This window comes from Natronoarchaeum sp. GCM10025703 (genome assembly GCF_042661985.1).
Lineage (GTDB): Archaea > Halobacteriota > Halobacteria > Halobacteriales > Natronoarchaeaceae > Natranaeroarchaeum.
On the sequence record NZ_JBHSZF010000002.1, the window covers coordinates 205,839 to 224,460 of the forward strand.

Genomic DNA, 18,622 nt, shown 5'->3' on the forward strand with positions numbered 1-18,622 from the left:
TCGGCGTCACATCTCTGTCGCGAGCGCAGCAATCCGTTCGCCGGCAACGACCACAGCCTCCCGCGCGACAGAGTACGCAACGCCACCCTCGTTTGCGGTGACCGTCTGGAGTCGGTCGTACGTAGATGGCGAATACACCGTCCCAAGTTCCGCCCCTTCGGCTACTGTGTCCCCGACGCTGATCTCTGATCGCAGTTCGAACAGCCCTGATGCCGCTGCTATGATATCGGTGCTGTTGTTCTCGAGGACAGTTTGGTTGGAAGATGCGACCGGATCGGCATCGATCACCTCGACCGCTCGCAGGAGGTTCGCCATCCCGTCGACGCCACTTTCGATCGCATCGTGCGTTATCTGCCGGCTGTTGGATAGTTCGGCTGTTATCGCCGGAATAGCTGCGCGAGCGGCGGCGGCTCGAAACGTCCCATCGAACGGTTCCTCGGTGGCGATCTCCCCCGTGTCGACGAGACAGTACTCCGTCCCGAAGGCCTCTGCAAGTCGCCGTGCATCCGCCTGGGATGCGTGATACCGGACGTGTTCGAGCATATCCGCCGTCCCGGTGTGGAGGTCTACTGCTGCGTCGGCATCTGTGACGAGCTTCCACAACTGTGCGGCCAGGCGTTCCTGGAGACTCCCCTCGCTGTCGCCCGGCCAGACCCTGTTCAGGTTCGGATTCCTGACATCGTACTCCGAAGGCATCATATACGAGCGATGATCGAAGGCCGGTGGATTCACCACGGGGACGACGAGAATAGTGCCCGCTATCTCGGTCGACAGTAGGCGATCGTGCAACCGACGGAGTGCTGCTGGGCCGTTGAGCTCGATCCCGTGCTGGGCTGCCTGCACGTACACAGTCGGCCCGTCGCCGCCGACATATCGGTGAACGGTCACGGAGAGGGTACGGCCCGACGGCAACTGACCGAGTCGCCGGTCAGTCGTCGTGTGGGTCGGTGGCTCGTACTCCATACGGAGTGTCAGCGACGGTCTTCGCATTACGTTTGGGGTCGTCGACGTCTGTTCACCGTCACTGTGACATTTTGGGAGCGGGAGGCTTTATACGTCTCCGGGCGAAGCGGCGCGCATGCAACTAGCGACCGAGACGTGGACCGACGCAGAGCGCACCGACACGAACCTGGCACTCCTTCCGGTCGGGAGTACGGAACAGCACGGACCACATGCTCCGCTCGGAACTGATACGTTCGACGCGGAAGCGGTCGCCGAACACGGTGCGGAGCGATACGACGACCCGGTCGTCGTTGCACCAGCTGTGCCCGTCGGGGTCGCCGAAGAACACCGATCGTTTACCGGAACGCTGTGGACCTCGGAATCGACGTTTCGAGCGTACATCCGCGATATCGTCGATAGCCTCGCAACACACGGCTGGGACCACGTCGTTCTGGTCAACGGTCACGGTGGCAACATCGCTGCCCTTCGAGAGGTCGCCGGGCGAATCACACGACACGACGAGGCGTACGCCATCCCGTTTACCTGGTTCAATGCGGTTGGCGACCACGGAGCCGATATGGGTCACGGCGGGCCACTGGAGACATCGCTCCTCCAGTCCACCCGGCCCGACACGGTCCACGAGGACCGACTGGACGAAGCGGCGGCGAACGGCAGTGACGGCTGGGGCGACTGGCAAAGTGGCGTCAATCTCGCCTTCGACTCCGGGGAGTTCACCGAGAACGGCGTCGTCGGTGACCCCCGCGAGGGAAGTGCCGACCGTGGAGAAGAACTGCTGGAACTGTCGACGACCGCACTTGTGGAGCTTCTCGACGCCATTGCGGACCGGCCGACCGGACCGCGCGACGATCGCTGACCGTCACATATCGCGGAGGCGTCCATCAGCCCCTCGGTCAGTGTTTGTGAGTTCGCTGTTGCAGGCTACTCCCACCTCACTTCACAATAGTAACGATGTTATTTCATAACTCTACATGACAGGTTGCTGAAAATCTGGAAACAGCGAGAGGGGTAGCCGATAACTATATTTGCCCGCCACAGTTCTTTTTATTCAGAATTATGAAGACGACAGAGAGCCTGCCGGACCAGGCCGACACCGTCATCGTCGGTGCCGGAATCGTCGGCTGTAATGTCGCGTATCAGTTGACCGAACTCGGGCGCGAGGATGTCGTGGTCGTCGACCAGGGGCCGATGCCGACGACGGGTGGGTCCTCGACACACGCGCCAGGGATTATGTTTCAGACGGCAGAGCCAAAGGTACTCAGCCAGTTCGCGGACTACAGCCGCCGGCTCTACTCCGACCTGAGGGCGCTGACGGCCACCAGGCCTACAACGAAACCGGCGGCATCGAAGTCGCCCGGAGCGAAGACCGGATGGACTTCCTCCAGCGTCGCGTCGAACACGCCTCGGCCTGGGGTATCGAGGATCCTCAGCTCCTCTCGCCGGAGGAAGTCACAGAGAAGTTGCCCCTCGTCGATGCAGACCAGATTCTCGGCGGGTATTACTCTCCCACGGACGGACAGGTATCCGGCGTCGTCGCCTGTGACGCCCTGGCACGCGAAGCGATGGAGCGTGGCGCAGAGTTCGTGCCACACACGCGTACGGAAGACGTCGAGATGGCCGATGGCGCGGTCCAGTCGGTCGTTACGGAAAACGGAACCATCGAATGCAACGAGGTTGTCGTCGCTACGAACATCTGGGCGCGCCAGCTCGGGGAAAAGCTCGACGTTCACCTCCCAGTAACGCCGGTCGAACACCAGTACACGATGACGGAGTCGCTGGACGAACTGGCCGACAGCGCGGTCGACATTACCGACCACCCGTTGTTCGAGAACTACGAAAACGTCTCCGGCGAGAAGGCAAAACGCCTGCTTGTCGGGCCGGATCGCCCGATTCTCCGGGATCAAGACAACGCGATGTACTACCGGAACCACGGAGACTCCTACGGGATCGGGTCGTACAACCACGAGCCGATCGTCCCGGACCCCAAGGAGCTGGGAACCAATGATCCCGACGGCGAGCAAGGCTCGGTCCACGAGTTCACCGACTACCACATGAACGTCGCAACCCATCCGGACCGGCCAGACAAGGCCCCGCGCCAGGCCAGCGACGAACTCGTTCCGGCGACAGCCGGGAAGGAACTCGAACACAAGTACAACGGGATGTTCGCGGAATCGCCCAACGGCCTTCCAGTGATGGGTCCGGTTCAGGAGTACGACGGCCTCTGGACGGCGGCGGCCATCTGGGTCACCCATGCTGGCGGGGCCGGAAAGGCACTCGCCGAGTGGATGGAGAACGACGTGCCACGGCTGCCCGACGGCCCGATCGACCTCGCACACTGTGACGTCAACCGCTTCGACGAACACGAAGGGAGCTGGGACTTCGCCCGCGATATCGGTGCAGAGGAGTACCGGATCGTCTACAACATCACGCACCCAAAATGGGTCTGGACGGACAAACAGCGTGATATCCGGCGGACGCCGATGTACCATACCCACAAGAAGTACGACGCGGAGTTGTGGGCCGAGGCGGGCTGGGAGGAGCCACACTGGTTCGACTCGAACGCCGACCTGCTGGCCGAGTACGGTAACCAGATCCCCGACCGCGACGGCTGGGAAGCGGAGTACTGGTCGGCGATCGAGGGGGCAGAGGCGCTGAACGTCCGCGAGAACGTCGGGCTCCACGATATGACCTCGTTCAACAAGATGGAGGTCGTCGGGAGCGACGCCGGCGAGTTCGTCCAGTACCTCTGTACAAACGACATGGACCTCGACGTGGGCGACGTCAAGTACACGTTGATGTGTAACGAGGTCGGCGGCGTCCGTGCGGACATCACCGTTACGCGGACCGACGAGGACCGCTATCTCCTACTGACGACCGGACGCGAGGTCGGAAACAACCACGTCGCGTGGGTCCGCGACCAGTCGCCGGATGATATCGTCGTTAACGACGTCACGTCCAGCCTCGCTGCGATGGTCTGTACCGGGCCGAAGGCGCGCGCGGTCCTCTCGAAGATCACCGACGTCGACCTCTCCGATGACGCCTTCCCGTTCTTCACGAGCCAGCAGTTCTTCGTCAAGAACATCCCCGTGACTGCGCTTCGGGTCTCCTACGCCGGCGAACTCGGCTGGGAGTTCTACACGCCGTCGGAGTACGGCGAACGGCTCTGGGAGCACATCATGGAGGCCGGCGAGGAGCATAGGATCCGCCCGTACGGGAACGGAGCGCTCAACGCCCTGCGTATCGAAGTCGGGTTCAGACTGTGGGGGAAAGACCTGCACACCGAGCACAACCCCTACGAGGCCGGCCTCGGTTGGGCAGTCGATCTGGAGACCGACTTCATCGGCAAAGAGGCCGTGGCCGCAGCGGCCGACGGCGACAACATCGACCACAAGGTCGCCTGCCTCACGCTTGACGATGAGGACGCGGTCGTGCTCGACAATCGACCGGTGCTCGACGGCGACGAGACAATCGGCTACCTCCACAGTGCCGAATACGGCTACACTGTCGGTGCCTGTGTCGCCTACACGTATCTGCCGCCGGAGTACACCGAACCGGGCACAAAAGTCGAGATTCTCTACGAGGGCGAGCGATACGACGCGACTGTCCGTGAGGAGCCCCAGTGTCCTGACGGTCTGGGCGAGTCTATCGCCGGGAAACTCCGGCATTCGTGCCGCGCAGGACGTCACGACTTCTGGCCGATTCAGTACAAGAGAGACCGGCCGACGCTTTCGCATCAGAACACAAGTAGCTCATGTAAAAATTTAGAGCCGTTGAAATACGGTGCCAACTGTCTTAATGATGAGAACAGTACTCTTATCGAGATGAATGGGGAGATCCAAATAGGAGTTGTAGTTGACGGTATACTTTCGGTAGAGGACTTACTGGTTGGCCCATCCTCTCCAGCTAGCACGATCACAGGGAGACGAGTAAAAAAAATAGGACACGGCCGAGTAACGGTTGGTTTGAAACACTGTCTCGGTGAACGCTGACATGAGCCTGATCGCAGTCGTTCACGTCGAACATCACAAACTGGCACTGGCACCCACGATCGAAGCTGTACCAGCAGTCGACATTCGAGTTGTTACGAACTGTATGACCGACCCGGAGACGGAGATGTTCTTCTTTCAGGTCCAGCACGAAAGTGGCGATTTCGACGAGTTCGAAGCGGCTTTAGACCGGGACGAGACGGTTTCGCATCCGCTCGTGGTCTCCGAGTCAGAGACCACCCGAATGTACCGGTTCAAACATCGCTCCGACACAGAACTACTGTCCCCAAAGATTACGGAACTCGGTGGACTGGTTATTGAAGCGACGGCAGCGCAGGCCGGCTGGCGACTTCGCATGCAACTCCCCAATAGAGGGACTATTGAAGAACTCTGGGAGTACTGCTCACAGAACGGGATATCCTTCGAGCTATGCCAGATATCCGACAACGACGCGGACAGCGCGTCCGCCACCAATGTGAGTGAGGAGCAACGGACTGCCCTCATCGAGGCGTACCGGAATGGCTACTTCCAGGAACCACGCAAGACTTCCCAGTCCGACCTCGCCGAGCAATTCGACATCGGTCCGACGGCCATCGGCGGTCGTCTCAGACGCGGCACGCGACAACTCGTCGAAGACATGCTTCTCGATGATGACGCAGACCGACAGGGATAACCATAGTACAGTCAACTATTGTAGAAATACGGCAAATATCTGCCGGGAGTTATTACCATAACACGATATAATTGTACGCGATAAATCACCAGTACTTAAAAACCGAGCCATCTGTGGTCAATCCCCATGTATGTGTTACACATACCCAGTAGTAGATGACGCGATGGAACACAGCTAACGACGACGTCGCAGCAGTAAGTCCAGATATCACCGACGAAACGAACGCGCTTCCAGCAAAGTACTTCACGGATCCAGAAGTCCACGAACTCGAAAAAGAGAAAGTATTCGGCCAGTACTGGGTCTACGGCGGACACGCAAACACGATCACGGAGCAGGGGAGTATTTCACCCGGACCATCGGCGGAAAGCAGGTGATTATTGTCCGTGATCACGAGGATCAGGTGCGTGCGTTCTTCAACGTCTGTGCTCACCGTGGTTCTGAAGATGGTCGAGGAGACTCCCATGACGGACCCCGGAAACATGGGTCGTATCCGCTGTCCGTACCACATGTGGTCGTACGATCTTGACGGTGATCTCCAGAGTACTCCCGAGAGCTTCGAGGAGGCAGGGCTCAACCCGGACCTCGAAGACGACGACGTTTGCAGTCTGGACGCGGGCGAAAACGGCCTCAGTGAGGTTCAGACAGACCGGATCGGTCCGCTCGTTTTCCTCAACTTTGCTGACGATCCGATGCCGCTAGCCGAGCAGGCAGGCTCACTCAAGGACGAACTGGAATCCTTGCCGCAGGCGAGTACGAGCACGCTGCGCGGTACGTCTCGGAAGTCGACTGTAACTGGAAGACGTTCGCTGGTAACTACTCCGAGTGCGACCACTGTCACGCAAACCACCAGGACTGGATCACCGACATCGAGCTCAACGAGTCCGAACTCGAGGTCAACGACTACCACTGGATTCTACATTACACCCACGACGAGGACGTCGACGACGAACTGCGGATCCATGACGAACACGAGGCCAAGTTCTACTACTTCTGGCCGAACTTCACCGTGAACATGTATGGGACTGCGGACGGGTACGGGACCTACATGATCGACCCGATCGACGAAGGTCGGTTCCAGTTGATCGCCGACTATTACTTCAGTTCCGCGGAGATGACCGACGCCGAGAGAGAGTTCGTCCATACGAGCCGTCAGTTGCAGGAGGAGGACTTCGAACTTGTCGAGCGCCAGTACGAGGGACTCCAATCGGGCGCGCTCGCACAGGCACAACTGGGGCCGAACGAACACACGGTCCACAGACTGCATCTGCTCGCACAGGAAGCCTACGAGGCCTGAGTCTAATGGCACACACGAGTACTCAGGACGCTCTGCCGTTCGTCGCCCGAACGACGGCGACCGACGAAGTGGTCGAGGCACAGACGGCCAACGAGGTCGTCGAGTTCTACCGCCGTCAGCAGGGACTCACGGGAACAGATATCGAGTGGGTCTTTGCAGAACACCCAGCTGTGACACAAGCACCGGCATCAGGCGATATCGAAGCCGTTCTCCGGAGGCTGGACGATCACTTCGAGAACGGTGTCCCAATAGGTATCGTCACCGCCGCGATGGGCAAGCAAGGAAAGACAGTCGAGGAGACGCTGGCTGCTCTCTACGACCTCCGTATGTCTGGCTCGCTCTGGGAACCACAGTCGGACCACCTTCGCCCAGTCTGACGGCGCGCAGTCCGTCGGATATCCTCCAGGTTGATCGCTGTGGGTATCGTCGTCCCTCTTTTTCGGTCCATCAAATCGAGACAGACTGGGTTTTCACCAGCTCAGTCCGTGAATCAGATATTGTCAGTTGTATACTACGCTGAGGTTTGGCCATATACATGTTTTGTCTGATTCTGAACGAGATTGCCCATTGTGGCCGTTAGTGGGTGTTAAATGGGTTCTACCGAGAAAACGCGCCAGTCGGAGACTCACACCACCGGTGTATTTATCACTATGACAGCGGCAGTGAAGAACGAGATATATGAGCACGCATACTCCTCCGTCACAGGCGGACACAGTCATTATTGGTGCCGGTGCCGTCGGCTGTAGTGTCGCCTATCATCTGACGGAACTCGGCGCTGAGGACGTCGTCGTCATCGATCAGGGACCGCTCCCCGTCACTGGTGGCTCGTCCGTCCACGCACCTGGAATCATGTTCCAGACGTCGCCGTCGAAGATCCAGGCGAAGACCGCGCACTACACGAGCCGTATGCTCTCCGACGCCGGCGTCTACGACGAGGTCGGTGGCATCGAGGTCGCACGTAGTGAGGAGCGCATGGACTTCCTTCGTCGCCGCGTCGAGTGGGCAACGTCCTATGGCCTCCCGGAGCCACAACTACTCTCGCCAGAAGAGGTCACCGAGCACATCCCGATGATCGAGGAAGACGAGATCCTCGGCGGCTACTACTCGCCGACCGACGGCCGCGTCGACGGGATCGGGGCGCTACAATGGTATATGGAGCACTCCTCGGCGTCGTTCTACGGCGACACTGAAGTGACCGACCTCGACGTCGAGGGCGGCCAAATCAATCGCGTGGTCACCGACCAGGGCGAGATCGACTGCGAGCGAGCGGTCATCGCAACGAACAACTGGGGCTACCAGACTGGACAGCTCGCCGGCCTCGATCTCCCGATCGCCCCGGTCGAACACCAGTACGTCGTCACCGAACCGATGGAGGAACTCGCTGATGCAGGGACATCTGTGGGCGACAACACGACCGGGCTCGAAGTCCCCGGCGACCGTTCCATCGCGGAGTACATGAGCGAAGGCCCGCACCAGCCCGTCGGCCGCGACCAGGACCATTCGCTGTACTTCCGGACCCATGGCGACGCGCTGGGAATGGGGTCGTACAACCACGAGACCCTTTCTGTCGACCCCGACGCAATGGGGAAGAACTCCGAGGAGAGCCAGGCGTCAGTTCGCGGATTTACCAGAGAACACTGGGAGACACCGACCCACCGCGGTCGGGACAAGTCCGCAAAACAGGCCTTCGACGAACTGCTGCCGGCCACGCAGGACATCGAGTACGAGGCGACGGAGAACGGTATCTTCGTCTTCACGCCGGACGGGATGCCCGCCGTCGGCGAGACGGCACAGGTCGACGGGCTCTGGACTGGCCTCGCCATCTGGTGGACCCACTCTGGCGGCTACGGACGAATCCTCGCCGAGTGGATGGAGAACGGCGTCCCGCGGCTTCCCTCTGGCCCGGTCGATACCGGTGGGATCCACGTCCGACGGTTCGAGCCGCACGCCGGCGAGAAAGATTACTTCGTCGACCGCGGTGCCAAACGCTACGAGCAGGTGTACAGCATCGTCGAACCGCGCTGGCAGCCCGACGACCATCGGAAACTCCGGACGAGCCCGTTCTACCACCAGCAGAAAGAACTCGGCGCGGAGTTCTATCAGAGCGGTGGGTGGGAGACGCCACAGTGGTACGAGTCCAACGAGGATCTCGTCGACCGCTACGCCGATCAGATTCCCGACCAGGACGGCTGGCAGTCGATCAACCGCTCGAAGATCGAAGCGGCGGAACATCTACACACTCGCGAACACGTGTCGATGTTCGACATGACCACGTTCAGTTCGATCATGGTCGAGGGCGAGGAAGCGAAGCGTTCCTCCAGTCGGTGTGTAGTAACGACATGGAGATCGACATTGGACAGGTCCGTTACTCACTGCTCCTGAACGAGGGCGGTGGCATCCTCGCAGACATCACCGCTGTCCGACTTGACGACGAGGAGTTCATGGTGACGACTGGCGGCGGTAATTCGCCGGGGATCCACGGTGGCTGGCTTGAAGACCACGCGCCTGAGACGGTCTCGGTCCACATCGAGGAGGGTGCGAAGTCGACAATCGGACTCTGGGGCCCCAAGTCTCGACTCTTGCTCCAGCGGTGTACTGACGAGGACGTCACGAGTGACGGCTTCCCCTACTTCCGTGCTAAGCAGATGTACGTCGGCGACGTGCCAGTTATTGCGCTACGCGTTTCCTACGTCGGTGAACTCGGCTGGGAACTCTGGACGCCGACCGAGTACGGCCAGCGTCTCTGGGAGACGCTCGAAGAAGCGGGCGAGGACCTCGACGTGCGGCCCATGGGCGGCGGCGCACTGAGTTCCATGCGACTCGAAAAGGGGTTCCGTCTCTGGGGCAACGACATCGACACGGACTCGAATCCCTTCGAGGCCGGCCTCCCGTTCGCGGTCGACATGGACACCGACTTCATCGGCAAGGAAGCACTCGAAACCGCTCGCGAGGACGGCGTCGACAGCAAGATCACGCCGATCACGCTGACGACTCGACGGACATCATGCTGGGTGGCCGTCCAGTGCTGAAAGACGGCGACGCGATCGGCTACGTACAGGCCGGTAACTTCGGCCACACGATCGGTGAGTCGATCGCCTACACGTACGTACCGACCGAGTACGCCGAGGCTGGAACGTCTGTACAGGTCCAGTGCGAAGGCGAGACCTATGACGCGACAGTCCGCGACGAACCGCTGTTCGACGCCTCGAGAGAGAAGATACTCCGATAACGACCGCAGATCACACGAAACCGACTCCACATTCAGGGCACGACGAACCTATGACATCAACCGAATCGACGGACCCACCCGTTACGTACGCAGACATCGAACAGGCTCGTGAACGCCTCGACGACGACACGGTCGTCAAGGAGACGCCAGTGGAACAGAGCACCTCGCTCGGCACGTTCGTCGGCGGTGATGTCTACCTGAAAATGGAACATCTGCAGTGGACAGGGTCGTTCAAAACACGGGGTGCGTACAACAAGATCTCACAGGACGTCGCGAACGGCGTCGACAAATTCGTAGCGGCCAGCGCCGGTAACCACGCTCAGGGCGTCGCGCTTGCGGCCACGAAATGTGGGGCCGAGTCGACGATCTTCATGCCGAAGAACGCACCACAGGCCAAGGTCGACGCGACACGAGACTACGGCGCGACGGTCGAACTGGTTGGAAGTGACTTCCAGGAGACGATGTCACACGCACAGGCTACCGTTGAGGAGAGCGACGCCGAATTCGTCCACGCGTACGACGACACAGACATCATTGCCGGGCAAGGAACACTTGGAGCGGAAATGTACCACGACTGTCCCGACGTCGATACGATCGTGGTCCCCATCGGCGGTGGGGGACTGATCAGCGGTATTTCGACCGCGGTCAAACACCTCTCGCCGGAAACTCGCATTATCGGCGTGCAGGCGACCGGTGCCGAGACCGTCCACGAGAGTCTGGACAAGGGGATGCCTGTCGTCCTCGACGATGTAGACACGATCGCCGACGGTATCGCGACCGGCGGCATCTCCCAGATGACGCTCGATATCATCGAGCGCAACGTCGATGAGGTCATGACCGTCTCGGACACGCAGATCGCACAGGCGATCCTCCTGTTGATGGAGCGGGCGAAACAGGTCGTGGAAGGTGCCGGTGCGGCGTCGGTTGCCGCCATCTTGAGCGACGACCTCGACGTGAGCGACGAAACAGTAATGCCGCTGCTTTGCGGTGGCAACCTCGACATGACACAGCTCCGAACAGTCTTGATACACGCGCTGACTGAGCGGCGCCAGCTCATGCGTCTTCGCGTGCGGATCGACGACCAGCCCGGAGTGATGGAAGATATCTCCGGGACGATCGCCGACTACGGAGCGAACATTCACAACGTCCGTCACGAGCGGTCGGTCGACGATCTGGAGGTCGGCGAGGCGTACCTCGTCTTTAACGTCGAGACAAGCGGGAAAGAACACGCGGACAGTATCGTCTCCGGTATTCAGGACACTGGGTACCCGGTCGAAAATATCGCGAAACTCTCGACTCTGTGAGCGGGGTCGGCTTTTGATCTTGCTAACTGATACACTGGGAAAAATTATTTACTTTTAGATTGTGACAGTCTATGTGAACTGGTAGCATGTACGAACACATACTCATCCCATACGACGGCAGTGACGAGGCAAAAAAAGGCGCAAGGCACGGAATCGAACTCGCGAACGAACTCGGTTCGTCAGTCCACGCACTGTACGTGATGGACTTGCCCGGTGCACCACGCGCACTCGCGCTCAGAGATGACGAGGAAGAAATCCGCAGGGAGTACAGAGAGTACGGCGAAGAAGTTACCACAGAGTTGTGTGAGATGGCCGCCGAACACGGTGTCGACTGTCAAACGGCAATCAAGACCGGTTCGGTGAGCGAGAACATCGTCCAATATGCAGAAAGCGAAGGAATGGATGCGATTGTGATGTCGTCTGCCTACCACGGAAAGCTCGGCGCGCTTCTGGGAAGTACGACAGACAAGGTTGTCCGGACCGCGACAGTGCCGGTTATCACCGAACGAATGCAGGTCGACGAGGTCTGAGATCGCCCAGAGTTCCTTCCGAGCGAGAGTACGGGCTGTCACTCTGTGTTAGATCCGGTAGGGAAGGTCGGATAGCGTTGATCAGTCCGATACCACACGCGTTTCCCTGAGATAGAGGACGAGGCTGACACTGAGAAAACAGAACCCGGCAACTTGAATATTCCCAGCGGACATCGCGAGTAGAGCAGCCGCGGCCAACGCTACAGCAACGAGTGCTAACCCTGTCGCCAACGGATTTTCCATACCAGTGCTACTCTGCCGGATAAAATAAATCCTCTCACGCTCGCAGGTCCCCATCGGACATCCAGCGAAGTCTTGATCACGCTACCGTCCCAGATAGCCTCACTCATACGAATGGCGGAACTCCCAGTGATACCGACAGCGATTACAGGTCGCCCACTCGGGGATATCGAACTTCTGAGGGTGTCGTTGACCGTGTTCCATCCGGTCGCCACAGACTGGACAGGTCATGAAGTCGAGTTCGAGATCTGGAAACTCAGTGTATTTGAACTCGGCGACACAGTGGTTGCAGTCGATATCCTCCCGAGGATCTACCTGTTTGATACCATCTCCACATCGCGAGCAGACGAGTGTGGCCGGCGGCCGCTCTGCCCATCCAATTCCGCCATCGACGGTCGTCGTATGTGCCTCCGGGACCGAGAGAGTGAAACTGGGGGCGTCCGGGTTCTTTCGCAGTGGCTCGGCGAGCTTGGCCGCTGCACGCTGCGCCAGACCGAACACAAAGCGTATCTTTTCTATCACTAACTGTTCTAATGACCGGACAAACATAATTCCCAGTCTCAGTCTGGTTCTGTTACTGGCCGCATATGTCCCGATTGCATCCTGAGTGGTCCACGCAGGTGTGTACGTTCATATCCAACTACGGGATGGCAGTTTTGCATGTACAACTATACTGATCAACAGTTGTTCTTGTCGCCCTCGAACGTCTGAATATGCACGGTATCGATCTGCTCACGTCGCTGTCCAACTCTACAAATTGTTGAATCATGCTAACTTTTATTATAATACCGGCATTTGTAGGGTGTGAGGGTATGTGACATTCCCCAAACGACGAATCCGTGAGGGGCTAGAACCAACCGGTGGACCGCTCCAGCCCGCAGCTGGTGGGTCTCCTGGAAAAAAGACCGGTACGGTGAGTCGGCAACCGAGACGGAATACGAGATGGCGTATAGTGCGTGAAACGAAGCGGTAAGACGAATACACGGTTCAACATGAAAACCATGATACCAAATCGAACGGTAGAGCATTGGTGGATCGATAAAAGACAATGACAGATGGTGAAGACAAACCGGTTGGAGAGACTTCTGACGGACTTCAGGTAGAACTCTTCCATCCGGATTCGGAACGAGAACCGGGCGACACAAATATACAGAGATGGGGGTTCGACGTTCATCCAGTCGTCTTCCCCGTTGCGTTGCTGTTGATCGGGGTGTTCATCACTGCGACGCTCGTTCTCGGTGAACAGGCTGCCTCGACCTATTCCAACATCCGTAGCTTCTTCGAGGGGAACTTCGGCTGGTTTTTCCTCCTCGCAGTGAACATCTTCATCGTAACGATCCTCTACTTCGCGCTCGGGAAGTACGGAACCATCCGGATCGGCGGCGTCGAAGCCGAAAAGGAATTCAGCGACTTCTCGTGGATGGCGATGCTGTTCAGCGCCGGAATGGGGATCGGCCTGATGTTCTTCAGCGTTTCCGAGCCGCTGTTCTACTTCCAGAACGTCCCCGGCTTCTTCGGTGCTGAGGGGGAACTGGCGCAGCCGCCTCGGCGGCCATGGCCCAGACGTTCTTCCACTGGGGTTTCCACCCCTGGGCGATCTACGGTCTGGTTGGCCTGGGGCTGGCGTTCTTCTCGTTCAACCGAGGGCTACCGCTGACGTTCCGCTCGGTATTCTGGCCCCTACTGGGTGACCGGATCTACGGCTGGCCGGGTCACGTTATCGACCTCGTCACCGTGTTCGCGACCCTGTTCGGGCTGGCGACCTCGCTCGGCATCGGCGTCTCACAGGTCAATACTGGCCTCTCCTACGTCGGTGGCGACATGCTCGGACTCGTCAACATTCCGATCGGGACGAACATGCAGGTTCTCCTGATCGCCGGCATTACCGCAATCGCGACCCTGTCGGTCGCGGCCGGCCTCGACGGCGGAGTCAAGCGTCTCAGTACGTTGAACCTCTACCTGATGATGGGACTCCTCGGATTCCTCCTCATCGTCGGCCCGACCGTCTACATCTTTGGGGCATGGGTCGAAGGTCTGGGTGCCTACTTCGGCAGCCTGCTGTCGCTGTCGTTCTTCACAGGAACGATGGGTACAGGCCAGGGAACCGTTTCCGCCTGGACAGTGTTCTACTGGGCCTGGTGGATCTCCTGGTCGCCGTTCGTCGGAATGTTTATTGCACGGATTCTGAAGGGTCGGACGGTTCGAGAGTTCGTTATGGGCGTGCTGTTCCTGCCGGCCCTCTTCTCGACGCTCTGGCTGTCCACCTTCGGTGGGAGTGCGCTGTTCAACTCTCTCGTGGGCAACGGTGCCGCATTAGCGACGTATAACGAAGTCGGACAGACCGTCGCGATGTTCGCCCTGCTGGAACAGTTCCCACTGGGCGCTATTTCCGGCGCGCTCGCGACGCTGCTCGTGATCACGTTCTTCGTCACGTCTTCCGACTCGGGGTCGCTGGTCATCGATCATCTGACTTCGGGCGGCAAGCACGACGTTCCCAGAGCCCAGCGGATCTTCTGGGCCGTCACTGAAGGCGCCGTGGCCGCGCTCCTGCTGTACGGTGGTGGACTCGGTGCGCTACAGACCGCTGCAATCGCGACTGGCTTCCCGTTCGCGCTGATCCTACTCCTGATGTGCTTCACCGTCTACATGGGACTCGATAACGAGTACGAGATACTGGAGTCCGAGCAGTTCGCTGACCGCATCCAGGACATGACTGCCGAAGGCGATATCGATGTCGTCACGAGCGGTGACGAGGTTGTCACTGATATTCGAGGTGATCCGGAGGGAACAGACGACTGACAACGTTTCGTCACGGGCTTGCCGCAACCTTCTTGTCGCTACAGTAGCTCACACCGCTTTTTTACCGTAGATAGGGACTACCAGTCGCCGACATCCTCCCGAACGCTCGGCTATGAGAGGAGGTCATGAACAGGTACAGTCAACAGTTCTAATACTTCCAATCGTCATCGTCGGACCCGTGCTGGACCTCGTCGTCGGTTTCCTCTTGATCGTCGGGCCAGGTAATCCCGTCGCCACGGAGGCTCTTGTATACGAAGGCTCCGAGGGCGACGAGCATGAGCAGTAGGATCACCGTACCGGCAGTGACGACGAACTGGCTGGCCGTCTCGAACAACCCCGAGTCGAATGCCTGGATGATCAGTGTCACACACAGTATTGTATGCCAATGCGTATCAGTGTTACTTCGATCGGACTGCTGACTGGCTCTTCGCGAGATCCCGCTGCGGTAGCGGCTGCGTCTCAGGTAGCGGCCAGGCGTATCAGCTCCGGTCGAGTTTCACGGTGTCGTCGTGAAGCCACAGCCTCGCGGGACCACCGATCCCAACTGCACCGACGCTGAACCAGACGGCTACACCGACAACGGCCGGCAGCAAGAACCAGACGAATGCGCCGGCAGTCCCGAGGCCGATCAACCCGAGCCACGGATCGCGCGGTCCAAAAAGCTCCGACAGCCAGCAGCCAACAATTACGAAGCCGAACCCACTCAGGGTGAGCAGGAGAGAGATCAAGATAATGCCAGCAACAATCAATACCGCTGTCGATGTGACCTCGATCCGGAGTAACTGGCTGTAGGCGTACCCGACGAGAAAGAAGGCACCGCCGTACGTCATTATCCCATAGAGTGTTGAACTCAGCGGGCTCCCCATCGAGGCGTCGACGGCACCATCTAGACGCCCGCCATACAGGTAGATTACAGCCCCGCCAAACAGGATCGTCGCAAACAACGCAGCCACGGCCCGGACCGAGCTTGGGGCGTTGAGCAATGTATTCGGGTCGAATATCTGTGTCGTCAGCGGCCAGAAACCGAGAACGAGCGACGTAGCAGCAGTCGCCGTGACTTCAATTACCATGGCTTCTATTTTCGACACACAAGGTGAAAAGCTACCGGTCATAGTGCCGACGAGGCGTCCGGCGCTTGTCACCAGTCGTTCGTCGCGGCCACCGTGCGAACTGTAGCGACGTTCTCGGCAACATCGTGGACGCGGACGATATCCGCGCCCCGCTCGGACGCCATCGCCGTCACAGCTGGCGTCGGGTGGAGCCGCTCGCCGTCGGAACTGACGGACTCGAACATCGATTTCCGCGAGTGACCGAGCATGATCGGACACTCCAGCGCACGCAATTCTCCGAGACGGTCGACGAGTTCGAACGACTCCTCGGCGTTCTTTCCGAACCCACACCCAGGATCGACGATAATCTGTTCGCGATCGATGCCAGCCTGTTCGGCGAGCAGTATCTGCTCTATGAGCACCCGCATAACGTCGCTACCCACGTCGTCGTAGATCACGGATCGCTCGGGATCGACCGGTGCGGAGAGGCTATGCATGAGCACGACTGAAGCGTCGTGGTCGGCAACGACGAACCGCATCTCCGGGTCTGAGAGACCGGACACGTCGTTGACGATGTCGGCCCCTGCGTCCAGTGCGGCGTCGGCAACGGCTGCCTTTCGCGTGTCGACCGAGATCGTCACGTCGAGCGACGAGATCGATTCGACGACGGGAACGACACGCTCGATCTCCGTTTCGATCGATACCGGCTCTGCGCCGGGACGCGTACTCTCGCCGCCCACGTCGACAACGTCTGCCCCCGCTGCGACCATCTGTTTGGCGTGGTCGACCGCCGCCTCGAGCCGATCGTACTTACCGCCGTCGTGGAAACTGTCCGGGGTCACGTTCAGAATTCCCATCACGGCCGTCTCCTCGGTGTCAAAGGGTGCGGACAGTGCCCGCCCATCGACGACTGCTTCGAGTTGCTGTGCAACCCGCGAGAGACCCAGCCCGTCAGCTGCAAGTCGATCGACGAGTTGCCGTAGCTGACCGTCTGTCCCGGATATCGTAGTAGACACGAGTTTCTCCGGCATTCCCTTGCTTGTACTGGCGAACTCGCCGCCGATTGTCTCGAATCGTCGTTGGACGGTCTCGGCCTGGTCGCTACGGAGCGTGAGCGAGAAGGTCCGCTGTCGCACACGTTCCTCGGCGACCCGTGTACTCTCCTCGCTGGCACCCGTCGAACCGACGGGTGCCCTGGGATGGCGGTCTTTAGGAACGACTAGCCGAATCCAGCGGTCTCGTGCCTCGGCGACGGCGTACAGCGATCCGGTGACGAGCACGAAATCGTCATCAGAAGCCTCCTCGATGGCCTGCTCTGTCGCTTCGGGAACGGATTCGACCTGGTGGACCTCTTCAGCCCCATCGTCGAGGGCCTCGGCGAGCGTCGCAGTGTCGGCGGCCCGATCAACGTCGGGGCGAGTGGCGAACGCAGTGCCAATCTCTGGCAACGTCTGTACCATCTGCTCGTAGGACTTGTCCTGCATCGCCGCGAAGACGACGTGTAGATCGTCGTACTCGTACCGTTCCAGGAGGTCTTCGAGCGTTGCCATCGCACCCGGGTTGTGTGACCCGTCGAGAACCGTCATCGGATCGGTCGACCGAATCTCGAACCGTCCCGGCAACGTCGCGTCACGGAGTCCGTCGGCTATCTCTCCAGTCGTGGCATCCGCAACCATTCTGGCCAACGTCGCTGCAACCCCCGCGTTCGTGGCTTGATGTTGGCCGAGCAGTTTGAGATTCGTCTCCAGTGACCACTCCGGAGCAGTGATCGAGATACTGTTCTCGATCTGCGAGCGCATGCCGTCCTCGATGGCCGTCACGTCGGCGTTGCTTCCACCGACGGTGATCACGTCGGTCTCCATCCGGATCGCGTCGAGGGCCGCCCCTGATGTCCCGGTCACGAGTGGCGCGTCGGCAGGCGCGACCTGTGCCTTGTCACGGGCGATCTCTTCGATCGTCTCCCCGAGCAGATCCGTGTGTTCCAGGCTGATGCTCGTGACCGCGCTTGCGACCGGATCGACCGCACTCGTTGCGTCGTAACGACCGCCGATACCGACCTCAAGCACGGCGATATCGACGTCTTCGGCAGCGAAATGATAGAGAGCGAGCGCAGTGAGCACCTCGAAATGTGTCGGCATGTCGTCGTCCGCCCGGAGTCGCCCGATGCACGGTTCGATCTGCTCAACGAACTCGGTGACGCGTGCCTTCGGGATCTGTCCACCGTTGACCTGTACCTGTTCTCGAAAGTCGTTCAGTCCGGGGAGGTGAACGACCCCACGTCGGCACCGGTCGTTCGAAGAATACTCTCGACCATGCGGGTCGTACTTCCCTTGCCATTCGACCCGGCGATCTGAATGCAGTCCATCTCCGCCTGTGGATCGCCCAGATGTGAGAGCATCCTCGCTGTTGTCTCGGTGCCTAATTTGGGCCGCCGCCGCTGTAATGACTGCAGGTACTCAGCAGACTCGTGATATTCCATAACACATATCCCCGGTGCGGAGTTGATTAAATTGTCGCTGACGGATCAAAACACGTGATTTATTGGCACATCTTTCCAC

9 protein-coding genes and 5 pseudogenes are annotated in these 18,622 nt (G+C 59.5%); 9 read left to right on the forward strand and 5 right to left on the reverse strand.

The genetic code is table 11. From position 1 onward, the window contains the following. Positions 1–6: 6 nt before the first annotated feature. Entirely contained in the window at positions 7–963 is a 957-nt protein-coding gene (locus tag ACFQH2_RS18165) for a succinylglutamate desuccinylase/aspartoacylase family protein (RefSeq protein WP_377050594.1), read from the reverse strand. A 115-nt stretch (positions 964–1,078) separates the two neighbouring features. Between ACFQH2_RS18165 and ACFQH2_RS18170 the strand changes: the two genes are divergently transcribed. From ACFQH2_RS18170 to ACFQH2_RS18205, 8 genes and pseudogenes are all read left to right on the forward strand, one after another. Continuing rightward, positions 1,079–1,816, forward strand: a complete 738-nt coding sequence (locus ACFQH2_RS18170; RefSeq protein WP_377050596.1) for a creatininase family protein — start codon at positions 1,079–1,081, stop codon at positions 1,814–1,816. A gap of 200 nt (positions 1,817–2,016) precedes the next feature. Further along, positions 2,017–4,577 (forward strand): annotated as a pseudogene (locus ACFQH2_RS18175) (GcvT family protein); the annotation flags it as partial. Between the two features lie 373 nt (positions 4,578–4,950). Continuing rightward, a complete protein-coding gene (locus tag ACFQH2_RS18180) occupies positions 4,951–5,619 on the forward strand; it encodes a helix-turn-helix domain-containing protein (protein ID WP_377050600.1) in 669 nt (222 codons plus the stop codon). A gap of 155 nt (positions 5,620–5,774) precedes the next feature. Next, positions 5,775–6,913: pseudogene (locus tag ACFQH2_RS18185) on the forward strand (aromatic ring-hydroxylating oxygenase subunit alpha). A gap of 5 nt (positions 6,914–6,918) precedes the next feature. After that, entirely contained in the window at positions 6,919–7,290 is a 372-nt protein-coding gene (locus tag ACFQH2_RS18190; protein ID WP_377050604.1) for a hypothetical protein, read from the forward strand. A gap of 301 nt (positions 7,291–7,591) precedes the next feature. Further along, positions 7,592–10,142, forward strand: a pseudogene (locus ACFQH2_RS18195) (GcvT family protein). Positions 10,143–10,192: 50 nt separating this feature from the next. Beyond that, on the forward strand, positions 10,193–11,446 hold the full coding sequence (gene ilvA / locus ACFQH2_RS18200) for a threonine ammonia-lyase (RefSeq protein ID WP_377050608.1): 1,254 nt from the start codon (positions 10,193–10,195) through the stop codon (positions 11,444–11,446). An 86-nt stretch (positions 11,447–11,532) separates the two neighbouring features. After that, complete coding sequence (locus ACFQH2_RS18205; RefSeq protein ID WP_377050610.1) at positions 11,533–11,976, forward strand: universal stress protein; 444 nt, start codon at positions 11,533–11,535, stop codon at positions 11,974–11,976. A 342-nt stretch (positions 11,977–12,318) separates the two neighbouring features. On the opposite strand, the gene ACFQH2_RS18210 is transcribed toward ACFQH2_RS18205, so the two are convergent. Further along, positions 12,319–12,738 (reverse strand): hypothetical protein, encoded by a 420-nt coding sequence (locus ACFQH2_RS18210; RefSeq protein WP_377050612.1) that lies wholly within the window; start codon positions 12,736–12,738, stop codon positions 12,319–12,321. Positions 12,739–13,264: 526 nt separating this feature from the next. Between ACFQH2_RS18210 and ACFQH2_RS18215 the strand changes: the two are divergent. Beyond that, a pseudogene (locus ACFQH2_RS18215) lies at positions 13,265–15,015 on the forward strand (BCCT family transporter). Between the two features lie 148 nt (positions 15,016–15,163). Here ACFQH2_RS18215 and ACFQH2_RS18220 read toward each other — a convergent pair. The 3 genes and pseudogenes from ACFQH2_RS18220 to folP form a co-directional block, all read right to left on the reverse strand. Next, the gene (locus tag ACFQH2_RS18220; protein ID WP_377077083.1) at positions 15,164–15,382 is read right to left on the reverse strand and encodes a hypothetical protein; all 219 of its coding nucleotides are present in this window, start codon (positions 15,380–15,382) and stop codon (positions 15,164–15,166) included. 112 nt (positions 15,383–15,494) lie between these two features. Further along, entirely contained in the window at positions 15,495–16,157 is a 663-nt protein-coding gene (locus ACFQH2_RS18225; RefSeq protein ID WP_377077084.1) for a hypothetical protein, read from the reverse strand. Then, positions 16,154–18,543 (reverse strand): annotated as a pseudogene (gene folP, locus ACFQH2_RS18230) (dihydropteroate synthase). Before folP ends, ACFQH2_RS18225 begins: the two are co-directional and overlap by 4 nt. Positions 18,544–18,622 lie beyond the last annotated feature (79 nt).

What these genes read in the sequence shown, in the direction of transcription:
- ACFQH2_RS18165 (WP_377050594.1), bottom strand. Translation starts at nt 963, where the DNA reads ATGGAGTACGAGCCACCGACCCACACGACGACTGACCGGCGACTCGGT.
- ACFQH2_RS18170 (WP_377050596.1), top strand. Translation starts at nt 1,079, where the DNA reads ATGCAACTAGCGACCGAGACGTGGACCGACGCAGAGCGCACCGACACG.
- ACFQH2_RS18180 (WP_377050600.1), top strand. Translation starts at nt 4,951, where the DNA reads ATGAGCCTGATCGCAGTCGTTCACGTCGAACATCACAAACTGGCACTG.
- ACFQH2_RS18190 (WP_377050604.1), top strand. Translation starts at nt 6,919, where the DNA reads ATGGCACACACGAGTACTCAGGACGCTCTGCCGTTCGTCGCCCGAACG.
- ilvA (WP_377050608.1), top strand. Translation starts at nt 10,193, where the DNA reads ATGACATCAACCGAATCGACGGACCCACCCGTTACGTACGCAGACATC.
- ACFQH2_RS18205 (WP_377050610.1), top strand. Translation starts at nt 11,533, where the DNA reads ATGTACGAACACATACTCATCCCATACGACGGCAGTGACGAGGCAAAA.